This window comes from Cohaesibacter sp. CAU 1516, from assembly GCF_005771485.1.
Classification (GTDB): domain Bacteria; phylum Pseudomonadota; class Alphaproteobacteria; order Rhizobiales; family Cohaesibacteraceae; genus Cohaesibacter; species Cohaesibacter intestini.
Map to the genome: position 1 here is coordinate 1 of NZ_VANT01000007.1, position 14655 is coordinate 14655.

14 protein-coding genes are annotated in these 14655 nt (G+C 54.9%); 6 read left to right on the forward strand and 8 right to left on the reverse strand.

The genetic code is table 11. From position 1 onward, the window contains the following. Positions 1-392 precede the first annotated feature (392 nt). The 3 genes from dctP (at position 393) to FDK21_RS16210 (ending at position 3297) form a co-directional block, all read left to right on the forward strand. Positions 393-1382, forward strand: a complete 990-nt coding sequence (gene dctP, locus FDK21_RS16200; protein WP_138149866.1) for a TRAP transporter substrate-binding protein DctP — start codon at positions 393-395, stop codon at positions 1380-1382. Between the two features lie 128 nt (positions 1383-1510). Next, complete coding sequence (locus FDK21_RS16205; RefSeq protein ID WP_171022127.1) at positions 1511-2020, forward strand: TRAP transporter small permease; 510 nt, start codon at positions 1511-1513, stop codon at positions 2018-2020. Then, positions 2020-3297 (forward strand): TRAP transporter large permease subunit, encoded by a 1278-nt coding sequence (locus FDK21_RS16210; RefSeq protein ID WP_114011424.1) that lies wholly within the window; start codon positions 2020-2022, stop codon positions 3295-3297. The genes FDK21_RS16205 and FDK21_RS16210 overlap by 1 nt, the downstream gene beginning before the upstream one ends. 83 nt (positions 3298-3380) lie before the next feature. Here the strand turns inward: FDK21_RS16210 and FDK21_RS16215 are convergent, their stop codons facing one another. The 4 genes from FDK21_RS16215 to FDK21_RS16230 form a co-directional block, all read right to left on the reverse strand. Beyond that, positions 3381-4838, reverse strand: coding sequence for a methyl-accepting chemotaxis protein (locus FDK21_RS16215; protein ID WP_138149868.1), 1458 nt, complete (start codon positions 4836-4838; stop codon positions 3381-3383). 87 nt (positions 4839-4925) lie between these two features. Then, positions 4926-5270: a hypothetical protein gene (locus FDK21_RS16220; RefSeq protein ID WP_138149870.1), complete on the reverse strand. Its 345-nt coding sequence runs from the start codon at positions 5268-5270 to the stop codon at positions 4926-4928. Positions 5271-5471: 201 nt separating this feature from the next. Then, positions 5472-7904: a HAMP domain-containing methyl-accepting chemotaxis protein gene (locus FDK21_RS16225; RefSeq protein WP_138149872.1), complete on the reverse strand. Its 2433-nt coding sequence runs from the start codon at positions 7902-7904 to the stop codon at positions 5472-5474. A 331-nt stretch (positions 7905-8235) separates the two neighbouring features. Continuing rightward, complete coding sequence (locus tag FDK21_RS16230; RefSeq protein ID WP_138149874.1) at positions 8236-8790, reverse strand: carboxymuconolactone decarboxylase family protein; 555 nt, start codon at positions 8788-8790, stop codon at positions 8236-8238. 553 nt (positions 8791-9343) lie between these two features. Between FDK21_RS16230 and FDK21_RS16235 the strand changes: the two genes are divergently transcribed. After that, entirely contained in the window at positions 9344-10399 is a 1056-nt protein-coding gene (locus FDK21_RS16235) for a cytochrome-c peroxidase (protein WP_138149876.1), read from the forward strand. 336 nt (positions 10400-10735) lie between these two features. Beyond that, a complete protein-coding gene (locus tag FDK21_RS16240; protein ID WP_138149878.1) occupies positions 10736-11671 on the forward strand; it encodes a cupin domain-containing protein in 936 nt (311 codons plus the stop codon). Between the two features lie 63 nt (positions 11672-11734). Here the strand turns inward: FDK21_RS16240 and FDK21_RS16245 are convergent, their stop codons facing one another. Both FDK21_RS16245 and FDK21_RS16250 read right to left on the reverse strand, forming a co-directional pair. Continuing rightward, positions 11735-12799: a DUF1176 domain-containing protein gene (locus tag FDK21_RS16245; protein ID WP_138149880.1), complete on the reverse strand. Its 1065-nt coding sequence runs from the start codon at positions 12797-12799 to the stop codon at positions 11735-11737. Positions 12800-12840: 41 nt separating this feature from the next. Further along, the gene (locus tag FDK21_RS16250; protein WP_138149882.1) at positions 12841-13182 is read right to left on the reverse strand and encodes an ArsC/Spx/MgsR family protein; all 342 of its coding nucleotides are present in this window, start codon (positions 13180-13182) and stop codon (positions 12841-12843) included. A gap of 167 nt (positions 13183-13349) precedes the next feature. Between FDK21_RS16250 and FDK21_RS16255 the strand changes: the two genes are divergently transcribed. Then, entirely contained in the window at positions 13350-13556 is a 207-nt protein-coding gene (locus tag FDK21_RS16255) for a hypothetical protein (RefSeq protein WP_138149884.1), read from the forward strand. On the opposite strand, the gene msrA is transcribed toward FDK21_RS16255, so the two are convergent. Beyond that, positions 13535-14155, reverse strand: a complete 621-nt coding sequence (msrA, locus tag FDK21_RS16260; RefSeq protein WP_138149886.1) for a peptide-methionine (S)-S-oxide reductase MsrA — start codon at positions 14153-14155, stop codon at positions 13535-13537. The two genes, FDK21_RS16255 and msrA, sit on opposite strands and share 22 nt — an antisense overlap. Positions 14156-14276: 121 nt before the next feature. After that, positions 14277-14624, reverse strand: a complete 348-nt coding sequence (locus tag FDK21_RS16265; RefSeq protein ID WP_114011413.1) for a RebB family R body protein — start codon at positions 14622-14624, stop codon at positions 14277-14279. Positions 14625-14655 lie beyond the last annotated feature (31 nt).

A 14655-nucleotide genomic window follows, 5' to 3' on the forward strand; every position in this document is an offset into this window, starting at 1 on the left:
ATAATGGACCATTCGAAGTCGGTCAGTTCATAACGGCGGCGTGTCATACAAGGCTCCCTAGTCTGGAACCGTTGAATCACAATCTCCGCTAAAATCAAACAACTTTTATGAGTTTACGGCCTAGCGGCAGGCAAGGGGAACCTCCCGCGGCGATCAGGCAACTGATCGCCAGGTCGGGTCATCAGACAGCGTGTCTGTCTGGTGGCCCGCTGTTTATCCCTCATCCGCTCCCTACACAGCACAGCCGCGATCATTGCGGGGGATGATATGATTGATATCACAATCGGAAATTTAAATATTGTATCCACACTTCATTTTTCCAAATAGTTCCCAAAGCCTGAAGAATTTTGCTAGTTTGTGCGTAAATCAAAAACAGATAGGGGAAACTCCGCATGAAAAACTGGTTGATGGGTGCCGCAGCAGCCCTCGTGATTGCCGCCGCGCCAACCGCATCCTTTGCCGAAACAATTCGCGTTACCTTGCAATTGCCAGAAACCCATTCTCTGGGCAAAAACTGGAAAGCCTTCGCCAAGATCGTCGAGGAAAAATCCGGTGGTGATCTCGAAATTCAGCTCTTCCCCTCCGCCCAGCTGTTCAAGGACAAGGAAGTCCCCAGCGCGGTTGGCTCTGGGGCCATTGAAGCCGGGTCTGCCTTCATCGGACGCTTCGCCGGGTCTGTGCCAGCCGTAGACGTGGTGGCCATTCCCTTCATCTTCGATGGAGAGGCTCACATCCGCGCGGCTGTTGCCCCGGGCTCCGAGTTGCGCAAAACCATCGATGGCGCAATCCTGAAGGAAACCAACAACAAGGTGCTTTGGTGGCAGGCATTCGGTCGCAACATCTATCTCAACAATGAGTCAGCCATCGCAGTTCCTGCCGACATCAAGAACAAGAAGGTTCGTACCTACGGCAAGGTTCATGGTTGGACCGTTGAAGCGCTTGGCGGCGCACCGACCCTGATGTCCGGCTCCAAGCAGTTTCTGGCCTACCAGCAGGGCGCTGTTGATGTGGGCATGACCGGTGCTTCGGCGGTGAAGTCCCGCAAGCTCTACGAAGTGATGGACCACATGACCCTGACCTTCGATGCGGCCATCGAGTTTGTTGCCATCATCAACAACGATTTCTATAACGGTCTGTCTGATGAGCACAAAGCGATCATCGATGACGCCGCCAAGGAAGTCGAGCAGTTGCTGCGTGATGAAATCTATGCCGAAGAAGCGCAAACCGTGGCTGAAATGAAAGACAAGATGACCGTTGTCGAACTGTCCGACGCCCAGCGCGCTGCTTGGGTTGAGGCGACCGCCGGTGTGGTTCAGCGTTTCATCGACGAAACCGGCGATGTTGGCGCTGCAGCCGTTGCCGCGGTGAAAGCCGCGAAGTAACCGGCCCATCCATTCCGATCTGGGGGAAGCGGCGCGGTGCGCCGCTTTTCCTGTTACAAGACCCCGCCATTTGAAACAATCCAAATGCCAGACGCCAAATAAGTCGCCAGATAAAGAGGGAGTGCGCCATGATCATCAAAGTCATCGATGGCCTTTCCGAAATTGCCGGAAAGATCAGTGCCTGGGCTCTGTTTGCCGTTGGCTTGTTCATCACCTTCGAGGTTGTCATGCGCTATGTGTTCAACGCGCCGACCATCTGGGTGGATGAAGTCAGCCGGGTGCTGCAGGTCTGGGTGGTCTATCTTGCCGCTGCCTATGTGCTCAAACATCGTGAGATGGTGACCATCGACCTCATTCTGCGCAACCCCAGCACGCTGCGCCGCAAGGTAGCCGAGACAATCGCTATCGTGATGCTGTTCCTGTTCGCCATCACGGCGGGCTATTTCGGCTTTGAGCTTTGGCTCAAGGAGACACTGGCCGGTCACACCACCGACACCTATCTGGCGCCACCAAAGGCTTTGACCCATGCCCCGGTCTGGGTTGGCAGTCTGTTGCTGCTTCTGCAGGGCGCGGTTGAGCTTTATCGGGTCTGGACCGGACAAATACCTGAAGATGACATCATGGAAGGAGCCCATTGATGGAAGCTGCCCTGATCCTGATTGCCTTGATGGCGCTCCTTTTGTTGCGCACCCCGGTGGCTTTCGCCCTTGGTGGACTCGGTATCATTCTGCTCGCCTTGAAGGGTTTTCCGATGGTCGCTGTACCGCAGCGGCTGCATGGGGCCATGGACAGTTTCGAGCTGCTTGCCGTGCCAATGTTCCTGTTGATGTCGAACATCCTTTTGAAGGGGGGCGTCGGACGCGATATCTATGCCGCGGTGCAGAGTTGGGTCGGTCACTGGCCCGGCGGCCTTGGGGTCGCAACCATTTTGTCCTGCACGCTTTTTTCCGCCATTTCCGGCTCTTCTGTGGCCACTGCCGCCACCATCGGCACCGTTGCAATCCCTGAAATGACCAAGCGTGGCTACGACCGGCCCTTGGTCTATGGCATGTTGGCCGCCGGTGGCACTTTAGGCATTCTGATCCCGCCCTCAATACCACTGATCGTCTATGGTGTGATCACCGAAAGCTCGATCCCGACCCTGTTTCTTGCGGGGATTGGTCCGGGCTTGTTCCTTGCTGTTGCCTTCATTGTCTATGGCATTCTCTATTCGCGCTTTTCCAACGCTTACCAGCCGGAAGCCAAGGCCAGCTGGTCCGAGAGCCTTCAGGCTTCGATCCTTGCTTCGCCGACCATCCTGTTGGCCGTCGCCATCGTCGGCTCGATCTATGCAGGGATCGCGACACCATCTGAAAGTGCTGGTCTGGGCTTCGTCATGGCGCTGATCATTACCTTTGCCATGGGGCGCATGAACTGGGCGAAACTGAAGGAAGCGGTTGAATCATCGCTGCGCACCACCGTGATGGTGTTGATCATTGTCGCTGGCGCCAAGGTTTTCTCCTACGCCATCACCCTCTATCTGATCCCACAATCGATCAGTGCCTTCCTGACCGAGAATATCAGCGTGCCGGGGCAGTTCATTCTGGCCGTCGGTTGCGTGCTGCTGATCATGGGCTTCTTTCTTGAATCCCTCTCCATGCTGCTGATCATGGTGCCGGTGCTGCTGCCCGCTGTGCTCAATACCGGCATCGATCCGATCTGGTTCGGCATCTTCTTTGTTGTCCTGATCGAGACAGCTCTGATCACCCCGCCGGTTGGGATGAACCTGTTTGTCATTCAGGCTGTCGGGCGTGCGCCCCTGAAAGACGTTGCCAAGGGAGCCATTCCCTTTGCCTGCATCATGCTGGCGATGGCATGCCTGCTGTGGTTCTGGAAAGACCTCGCCCTTTACATCCCCTACCAGTTGATGCGCTAGACAAGGGCAGGGCAGCAAAGGCTGACGCAAAAAGGGGAGATCGATGATCTCCCCTTTTTCGTTCTTGTCTCATAGACAATCAATCAGGCTGCCCGCACGTCGTTGAGGAACTGACTGATCTTGGCACGCAGGGATTCTGTATCCCGCGAAACACCGTCAGATGCTTCAAGGACGTGGTTTGCCGTGTCCGACGTGGAAGACAGCGACGCCGTGACGTCATCGATGTTGGCATCCACCGCCGCAGTGCCCGCCGCAGCGCGTTGCACCGAGGAACTGATTTCCATCGTCGCGCCCCCTTGCTGGTCGACGGCAGCAGCGATCGAAGAGGTGAAGTTGTTGACTTCCTGCATGGTGTTGGCAATGCTCTCAATGGCCTGCACGGCATCCTTGGTCGATATCTGGATGTCAGAGATCTGCGTAGCGATCTCTTCGGTCGCCTTCGATGTCTGGGTTGCCAGCTCCTTGACTTCTGCCGCAACAACGGCAAATCCCTTGCCCATTTCCCCAGCACGGGCCGCCTCGATGGTCGCATTGAGCGCCAGAAGGTTGGTCTGCTCAGCAATGTCCTTGATAAGAGTGACAACCTGTCCGATCCGTTGCGCGGCGCTGTCAAGGCTGGCCACTTTTTCGTTGGTTGACTGGGCCGCTTCTGTGGTGCGAATGACCACACGCTGGGTTTCCTGAACCTGACCGGAAATCTGGGTGATCGATGCTGACAATTCCTCTGCCGCTGCAGCAACGGTCTGCACATTGTCTGTTGCTTCGGTGGAGGCATCCGCAACTTCGCGGGACTGACCAAGGGTCTGTTGGGCTTTCTGGGTCAGCTCATGCGAGGTTACTTTCATGCCATCGGCGGTTTTGACCACATGATCAAGGGCTTCGCTAATGCTGTCCTGGAACTCGCTAATCAACTGATCGATGGATTGACTGCGAGACAATTCACGGCTTTGCGCAACCTTCTGCTGATCTGCAAGGCTCACGCTTTCCGCCTGTGCTGCCTCTGCTTTCTCGATGGCCTTGTGGGCCGCCGAAATGGCCGTGCTCAGCTTGGCTGTCAGCCAGACCAGAACCGAGGCCTGAAGGATCAGAATGCCCGCATGCATCAGCACGCGCACAAAGTCGCCGCCATCGGGGAAAACGGCCATCGGGTACAGAAAGTTCAGCACCAGATGATGCACAGCTACCACTGCGGACCCGATAATTACCACACGCCAGCTGCACCACCCTGCCAGCACAGCAAGGGATGCAAAGAAATACATGTGCCAGTCGATCTGATAGGGATGATTGGCAAACATATAGACGATCAGCGCAACCTGTGAGGCCAATGCAACCGCACTGATATCCTGTGTCAGGGAAGAGGCTTTGGATCGGGCATTGAAAAAGGTGGTAACAGCAGCACCGAATAGCGACAAGCCCACAGCAAAGGCCCCACCCCCTGAGGGCATCGTGACCATCAGGACAGCGGAAAAAGCAGCATTGAGCCATAACAGGCCAATAATGAACTTCGAGAATTCAGCACGAAGCTGCGTGAGACTATACATGCGGGTTGCCTTTCGTACTTCGGATCTTTTGGTGTTTGGTCTTTGGTCTTCATGCCCTGCAAGGCGTCTGGAGACCTGAGAGTGTTTTTATGGATCAATTGGATCAAAGGGGGAGAAACAAGCCGAAAAGGCTTCTCCACCTCCGACAAAGAAGGCGCCGGACCAGTAAAGCCGGTGGACGAAGCCGGGATCATCCGATTGGGCAAGGGCGATCCAGTGCCACTTGCCACCGCGCAAAAGTGCCCCATTTGCAGCGGCGATCACCTCGACAACATTGGTGTCGGACGACCACGGTGGGACAAACACCACAACTTTGTCACCGCTTGCCCGTGGACCGGCGGAAAAGACAAATACGCCCAACGTCATAATCAGCGAGAAGACGATCAGAATGGCTGTATCATGCCTATGGCGTTGCGAGGAGGAGGAAGGCATGGTCAGCGCCTGTGGTTGTCTCTGTCGGTGTCATGAGCTTTGGTTGCAGATTTGAATTGCTTGTAATATCTGACAATTTTTGCGTTAACGTCGAGTAAATTGTTGCAAGAAACCTGAAGGAACGAAATGTCGCAGGGAAACAAAAATGGCCACACCAGCCAAGGCTTGTGTGACCATCCTCTTGCAACTTTTTTTTTCGGCTCAGGCTGCCGCAACATCCTTGAGGAACTGCGCCACTTCATTCTGCAACTGCCGTGTTTTGTCCTCCAGTGAAGAGGAAGCCTCGAGCACAGTTTGTGACGACGCACTGGTTTGGGCGACCGCGTCTGACAGGCCGTCCATATTGGTCTGGACCTGTTGGGTTCCAAGTGACGCGGTCTGGACGTTTCCGGAAATTTCCGATGTGGCGACATTTTGCTGGGTCACCGCCGCCGCAATGGCGCCAATATGGGAATCCACCTGATCCATTGTCTCGACGATATCGGCAATGGCCTGAGCGGTGACACCGGTCGAGGTCTGAATGGATGAAATCTGGCCGCTGATTTCCTCTGTCGCCTTCGAGGTCTGATTGGCCAGATTCTTCACTTCCGCGGCAACGACCGCAAACCCCTTGCCGGCTTCGCCTGCACGGGCCGCCTCTATGGTGGCATTCAGGGCCAGCAGGTTGGTCTGTTCGGCAATGGCCTGAATGAGCGTGACCACGTCCCCGATATGATCCGCAGCGTTGGCAAGCTCCTTGACTTTCTCATTGGTGCTCAGGGTTGATTGGCTGGCGTCGGAGACCACCTGCTCGGTGCGCTGCACCTGCGTGCCAATTTCCTGAATGGAGGCCGCCAGTTCTTCGGCAGCGCTTGCCACATGGCCAACGCTAACCGATGCGTTCTGGCTCGACTGGCTGGTATTCTCAGCCTGTTCTGCACTCTCCATCGCGATTTGGGAAAGCGACTCCGCTGTGTGTTTCATCTCGCGGGCCGTCCCATCGACCCCGGTCAACAACCCTTGCATACGGGCGTCGAACTGGCTGATCAACTGTTCGATATGCCGTTGGCGCTCATGCTGTTTCTCTTCTTCAAGCGCAGAGGCTTCCTGAAGCGTCATGCGCTCCTTGGCATTCTCGCGGAACACCCGCACCGCCCGGGTCATATCGCCGATTTCATCACCACGATCCCGTCCGGCAATCGAAATTTGCAGATTGCCATTGGCCAATTCACCCATTGTTGCGGTCAGTGTGCGGATCGGTCGTGACACAGCCAGAGTGATGATGACGGCAAAGCCTGCGCCCACAATCAAGGCAACCAGAACAGAGCCAAGGATTAGGGTCACCGCCGCCGCTGCCGCCCCAAGGGCCATTTCGGACTGTGAATTGATCAAGTCGTCGACAATCGTCTGAACTTGACCGGACGCCGCAATCAACTGATCGCGCTTGGATGCGACCTGAACCGCTCCGGCTTGCATCAGTTCGAACTCGGTTTCATAGGCGTTGATTTCGTCTTCGATCGTGTTGGTCAGCGACTGGATTTCGGGAACATTTTGCGCGTCCGTAATCAGCAGCTTCGCCAGATTGCGAAAGGTGCCAATGCGCAACGCGACGCCATCTGCTGAGAGATCACTCAGACCCGAAAACAACTCCATTGTCGCTGCCTTGGTTTCCAGAGCTTCGCGCTGAAATTTCGCCGCGTTGGTCGAGATCAGGTCGGCAATCATCAACTTGCTGTTGAGCATGCGCGCGCTTTTCTTGGCCTCGTCGGACACGACATAGATGTCATCGCGCAGCGTGCTGGACAGGGATGCCACATGCCCGGCGGCCAGCTGTGCGCCCGTCAGTTTGAGGCTCTCCTCTGGGGCAAACGGCATGTTTGTGGTTGCATCGATGGCTTGTCTGAGGCTGGCAACCTGACTTTTCAAGTCTTTCAGCCGTGCCGAATCCACGCCGTCAAGCTTGATGCGCACTGCTTTGTTGACATGCTGAGCCATCCGGTCCGCGCGCTCGAGCTGCTCTGTCCAGAAGGCTTTTTCGGCCAGGGGGGAAGGAACGCCAAGGGCTTTCTCGATCACCAGGGCTTCATTCTGCATTTGATTGATCAGGCGAACGACCTTGTCAGCACGGTTTTTCAGGCTGTCTGCCTTTTTGGCCTGTCGGCTCGCCGTGCTCTTCATTTTCTGAAGGCTGGTCGAGATATTGTTGGCATTGCCGACCAGCATGGCGACATTGCTGAGCAACTTTGAGGTTTGCAGCTTTTGCGCTTCGATGATGGTCGTCACATTTTGGAAATCACTTTCCAGCTTGGAGGCGAGATCCATCGCTCCGCCGATTGTCGATTGGGCTGCATCATCATCGGTCAAGCTTCGTTGCAGGCCATTCAGAGCGGTTCCGAGCGTTTGAATATCCGATTTGACGCGTTCTGCCTGTTCAATCTTGCGGTTGGTGAAATAGAGGGCCCGGTGATTGGTGAACTGCTGCAGCTGATCAAGCACCGCGACGGATTGCTCGTTGATCGTGGCCTGCCTCTGAAAGTCCCGGATGGAGATGGTCGCAACCGTGCCAACGAAAGCCGTCAGGACCATCAGGATAGTGAAGCCTCCACCAATTTTGTAAGGCAATTTCAGATCGTTTAGCGACTTGAAGGCATTCATCTACCCGGTTCCTTCCCATTCCGTAAAAGTCCGGGTCAGTGTGCTCACCTTCATTTAAGAGCGAGTAAAGGGCAGCACAAAAAGACGGGTTTCTGTGTAAATGTAGTAATCACCGTTGAGTGGAGAAGCTCCATTCTTGTCAAAAGTACTTATTTCTCTGCCGCTTAATTGGTTTTGCTCAATGATATGAAAAACAACTTCCCTTGCAGCAACAACAGGGAGGACATCTTGTCGTTTGCTTTCAGTCGATCAAAAAAAGGGCCCACCTTCCGGGCCCTTTCATAAATCCTGACCATTGCGAGATATGCAGATCTTTGCAACCAGGCTGCGGTCAGCCGACTGGTGACCAGGCATTTGGTGCGAAGGCTGCGTCGACCTCAGTACCAACAATGTGATTGGTATAGTTGGACAGGGTCTTGAGGCCGGTACCGATCACGACTTCCAGAACCGTCTGTCGGCTATAGCCTGCATCGAGCAACGACTGGATATCGCCTTCGGACGGATTGCCCCGTGTTTCATACACTACGATGGAAAATTGGCGCAAAGCTTCCAGTCTGGCGTCGCTGAGCGGGCTACCGGACCGCAAAGCGGCAATCACGCCATCGTCGATCCCGGCCCCTTGCATGATGGTGGTATGAGCGGCCATGCAGTAGGTGCAGCCATTCAGCCGATTGTTGGTCATCAGAATGATCTGGCGCTCGGTCTCGCTGAGGTTGGTTTTGCCAAAAATCTGGCTAAGGGTCAAATAGGCCTCAAGCATCGCAGGAGCCTCCGCCATGTTGGCATAGAGGTTCGGCACGAAGCCAACGGCTTTTTTGGCGCCTTCCAACAATGGCTTGGCCTCAACAGGTGCAGACGCAATGGTGTGAGCAGTGAATTTGGTCATGGAACGGATCTCTTTTTTGAAGATATCGGGAGGATAAGGGTGAGTGGCATGTCTGCCATGGGAATGCCCGATATGGGGCAGGCCTCGGAAGGATCAAGATAATAGACTGGTTGTCTACCTGCATTTGGCAACTTTTGCTCTGATCCTGCTCGCAGGCGGAAAATTATTTACCAATCGGTACAGAATGACTCGTCAAGAAAATGGCTCCTGCTGGCAGGCACGCCTGAGCATCAACGGCAAATCGGCACAGGAAAAGCGCTATTGGACAGATTGCCACACCAGTGAGATTGAAAACCGGATCGTAGATGGGGAGGGAGGAAACAGGGCCAGTTTCAAGCCAAAATGCGCTTCAAAGCCAGAAGATGAGCGCAAACGACCCGCTGCGGAAATTCCTTTCTGAAATTTTCGCAGAGATCCTCATTAGACTGAAAATTCAGATATTTACAGCCTTCTTTATAGCTCCTCTAAATAAATTATTCCATCGACTGGCGCAATGCGACAAAGCGGCACTCTGTATTACTTTGTAGCTGTTCTAAACTAAAGGGAGGGTCTGATGACCTCGAAAATTGCTGTTGCATTGATGGCGGGCGCTGCAGTCCTGGCGGCCTCGCAAATCGCTTCTGCCAACGAGCTTCTGGAAGAAGCGAAAGACTATTTCAAGCCGATCCCCTCGGTGGTTCCGGCGGTCAAGGACAATGCAGTGACCAGCGACAAGATCGAGCTGGGCAAGATGTTGTTCTTTGAACCACGCCTGTCCTCCTCGGCACTGATTTCATGCAATACCTGCCACAATCTTGGCATGGGAGGAGATGACAATCTGGAGACATCCATCGGCCATGGATGGCAGAAAGGACCACGCAATGCGCCAACCGTTCTGAATGCGGTCTTCAACATCGCGCAATTCTGGGATGGCCGTGCCGAAGATCTGAAAGCACAAGCCAAGGGTCCGGTTCAGGCAGGCGTCGAAATGGCGTCAACGCCTGAGCGTGTTGAAACCACATTGAAGAGCATGCCTGCTTATGTCGAGGCCTTTACCAAGGCGTTCCCCGGAGAGGAAAAGCCGGTCACGTTTGACAATATGGCCAAGGCCATCGAAGCCTTCGAGGCAACACTGATCACGCCTTATTCGCGCTTTGACCAGTTCCTTGAAGGCAACACCAAGGTGATGACTGCGATGGAGCAGGAAGGCTTGCAGCTCTTCATGGACAAAGGGTGTTCTGCCTGTCATGCCGGCGTCAACATTGGCGGGGAAGGCTATTATCCATTCGGCGTTGTTGAGAAACCCGGCGCAGACATTTTGCCGTCCGGTGACAAGGGCCGTTTTGCCGTCACCAAAACGGCGGATGAGGAATATGTCTTCCGGGCTGGCCCACTGCGCAACATCGAGTTGACCGCGCCTTACTTCCATTCGGGCAAGGTGTGGGATCTCGAGCAGGCCGTTGCCATCATGGCGACCAGTCAGCTTGGCGAGGAAATGAGTGATGAGGAAATCAAGAAAATCACTGCGTTCCTGAAAACCCTGACAGGGGAACAGCCAAAGGTCGATTATCCTATCCTGCCGGTTGAAACGCAAGAAACGCCAAAACCGGAAGCGATGGTTGCCAAATAGTCCGCAAGCCTGAGGGTTCCACACCCCTTACAAAGCGACATGGAGTGAGGCCTCGCCGGATTTATCCTGCGGGGCATTTGCGTCAGTTGTGTTTGTAGAAAGCGCTTGGTGGGTAGTCTTTCATTAACGCTAATCAGAGGGATTAAGCATAACCAATAATAGATGCATCTGAAATGAAGGTTTTCTTAGGGTCTATGCTAATATCGTCGCCAACAAGTATTGAAGAAAGAGATCGTATGACATTCTGGCAGCGGTAAAGATGAGATGTCGAAGCTGCTTTGATTGCTTGGGCGATCCTTTCCCGTATTGATGTCTTGCAATTGGGGGAATTTTTAAGTGTCAGATAGGATTGTTACCGGCTGGAAGCCACATTTTGCCAAGGTTTGGAGCAAGGAAACCGTGGTCATTGACCACAGCCTGCATACCTCGCCGCTTTTCTCAGAAGAAGCCATCGCCGAGCTTATCGAGCAAACCCCGCCAGAGCATTACAATCTCGCCACCATGGGCCATGACACCAAGCGCGCCGAATGGCGCGAGGGCATTGTTGGCGGTGCCTCGGGCAAGGAGACGATGGAGGCGATCAAGAATGGCCGCCTCTGGCTGAATATTCGTCATTGTCAAGATTTCGACCCTCGCTATAAAGCGGTGCTGGATCAGTTGTTTGAGGAATTCGAGGCCCACATGCCGGGGCTTCACACATACAAACGCAATATGGGCATTCTGATCACATCGCCCAAATGCCAGACCTTCTATCACTTTGACCTGCCGGGGCAGCATCTCTGGCAAATCAAGGGCCGCAAGAAGGTCTATATCTATCCCAATCGCGACCCTTTCCTACCCAACATCGATCGCCAGCGGGTGATCATGAAGGAAACCCGCGAGGAGTTTCCCTTCGAGGAATGGTATGACGATTATGCGGAAGTGTATCACCTCGAACCCGGTCAGATGGCCTATTGGCCACTCCATGCGCCGCACCGCGTCGAGAATGAGGATTGCCTCAACATTTCCCTGACACTGGAGCACTGGGACACCGACGTGCGCAATCTTTATGCGGTTCATTATGGCAATGGCGTCCTGCGCCGCACGCTCGGCTATCAGGCGGGTAACCATCAGCCGTATGGCTTCCATGTCTATCCGAAAGCGGCGCTTTCGCTCGCTTGGAAAAAGCTGGGCATGGAGAGGAAGACGGTATTCAGGGACGAGGTCGATTTCAAAATCGACGCCAGCAAGCCAATGGGTCTTGCCGACATTCCGATGATGGCAAAAGCCTGATCATCAAACGAACTGTCGATCAATAAGACAAAAAAGCCCGCCAGTCCGGCGGGCTTTTGCGTGTCAGTCCTCAACAGGCCACGTCTTGGGCCACTTGTCCGGCCCGCCAGCATAATTGCCATCGCAATCGCCTTTTTCGCGGATTTCCATTGCCTCGAAAAACACAGCGTCGCCCACTTCATTCAATTGCCACTTGGTTTGCACGCCACAATCGCCCAAACCACGCGCTTTGAAGTAGCTGGTCAGCACCCCTTTTCTGGCATCGTAACCGATATTCCAAAGATCCGGTCCAGCACCGCTGTCCGTATTGTTGCCGTCCAACAGGAAGGGCACTGCCTTGATCGGCAGATTTTCATTCTTCGGCACGAAAAAGGCCGCAAATGGCTGATTATAGGCGCCGCCGTCCCCGCAAGGCAGACCATAGACATCCCCTGACCTCAGGGTCAAACGGAATCCGTTGCCCGGCAATTGGCTGCTTTCGCGATAAAAATGGCAACTGGCTTGTTCCTTGGCGAACCATCCATTCCAGATGGCGCGCGGCACTTGGCTGCGCTGTTCGACCCCAACAATCGGCAGCCGTGGGTGGGGACGCTTGGTGCCGGTGACATGGAAGGCATAGGAGGTCTCAAGCAGGTCCTGATATTCGTCCATGAAGATCATGCCCGCGACACTGCCCGACAGGGAAAAGCCGGTTTCACTCGATTGCCCGGCACTGTCGATGGCGATGCTGAGCGTCGAGCCTGCTTTCATGCCCTTGATGATCCAGTCGATCAAATGCGGGTTGGTCTCGTGATAGCTGTTGCCGTCTTCCTTGATGCCGGTCTTGTTGGCGATCAGCGTCAGGCTGTCCTTGCCATCAATGGTCAATAACAGCATGGCACCTTCGACAATGGGCACGGCGCTGGTGAAGCGCACCGAGGCCGCATCATTCAACCGGTTGGCCCGATGCAGGACCAAGGCGGTGACGCCTTGATACTTGTCCGCAGACAGGGTCAGCGAGCAGCTCATCGCCACATCGCACCAGACGGTGACGTCGCGGATTTCCTTATAGCTCGCAGCCTGTGTTGGCCCGCTCGCTCCCAGAATGGGCAACAGCATGGTGAGGAATGTCAGGCTTTGGCGGATCATGGCGGGCGCTCCTGTCTGTGCGTCAGCAAATGAGAAAAAGGTCAACCCAGCAGGGTCATCTGCTGGGCTTTGCCAAAGCCTACCACGATTTGTGTGCCGTCATCAAAAACCGGGCGCTTGATGAGGGTGGGATGCTGCAGAATGAGGGCCCGTGCCTTGGCTTCATCTGGATCTGCCTTGTCACCTTCGGGCAGGTCTCGCCAGGTGGTCGAGCGCCGGTTAAGCAGCACCTCCCAGCCAGCGGCCCCGAGCCAGCGATCAAGGTCATCCTCTGAGAAACCATCAGCACGAAGGTCGACAAAGGTGACGGGCTTGCCCGCTGCTTCGAAGGATTTCAGCGCCTTGCGGCAGGTGTCACAGCTTTTAAGGCCATAGAATTTCATGGAGCAACTCGCATTGGAAGGGATTCGGATGTGTGAGACAGGCTATCCGATCCCCCGAACCATGCAAAGCCGCACATGACACAGAGCAGGGCGTATTTCACTTCATGATGCCCTTATGCGCCTTCTCGCCTCAGACCCGTTCGATGCGTTTATCGCGGGCGACAAGCATGATAGGCCTGCCGCAGGCAGACAAGCCTATCGTCTGGGAAGGCTTGCGCCCATCCACTTTACTTCATGATGCCTTTGTGCGCCTGCTCACCCCATACCCGCTCGATGCGTTCATCACGGGCGACAAGATAGGCCTGCCCAAGGCAGAAAGCCTATCGTCTGGGAAGGCTTGCGACCGTCTGCGCTACTTCATGATGCCTTTGTGAGCCTGCTCGCCCCATACCCGCTCGATGCGTTCATCACGGGCGCAAGCATAGCGGTAATATTTGTAGCGGATCGGATTCTTGTTGTAATAGTCCTGATGGTAATCTTCCGCCGCAAAGAAAGGCATGGCCGGGGCGATTTCGGTCTGGATCGGGTCGCTGAGGACCTTGTCCGCTTCCAGTTTGGCCTTGGAAGCCTTTGCCAGCTTGGCCTGGTCTTCATCCAGCGTGTAGATGGCGGTGGTATAGCTGTGACCGCGATCGCAGAACTGACCGCCGCCGTCGGTCGGGTCGACCGAGCGCCAGAAGACATCGAGCAACTGGTCATAGGTGACCTTGCTGCTGTCATAGGTGATTTTCACCACCTCGCGATGCTTGGCAGCGCTGTGGTTTTTGTAGGTCACATTCTCGGTGGTGGTGCCGCCTGAATAGCCCGAAAGGGTTTCGACCACGCCGTTTACATGGTCAAAGTCGCTCTCGACGCACCAAAAGCAGCCGCCGGCAAAGATCGCGGTTTTCAGATCATCATTGGCCGAGCTGGTGCCGACTGAGGCCACGATCAGCGACGCGGCCATTAAGGCTGAGGTGAAAAAGTGAGACATATTTCTCTCCCGATTAGAAGTCATGTCTCATTTGTGGCCTTCCAATGTGGCAAAGTCTCGCCCAATCTGGCGCTCTCACGCGAGAGTGATGGGATGTGATGGTGACCGGTTCGCAATTTGGTCAATGCGCGGGGCCGGACTCACCCATAATCTTGCTCTCAGCGATCCCGGTCGAGGCGGTATCCGCCTCATACAGCGTCGATACACCTTGTGTGGTGGTGGCCTGCAGCACAGTACTCGCATTCTGTTGGGCGCTTGTCGCGTTATGCGCAGCGTTGCTGAGCGCTTGTGCGCTGGCCTGATAGAGATTGCCTGTCGCCACTGCCGGGGCATCGCCCAGCACCTTCACATTGGTCTGCGTAACCGCATCCGTGATTTGCGGATTAACAATGTCCGCAGCAAGCGCTCCGGTTGAAACTGCTGTGCCAACCAGAATGGTTGCGATGATCACTTTACAAGAATTGGTCATGTCTATCCCCTCTAATATGAGGAGGCAGTTT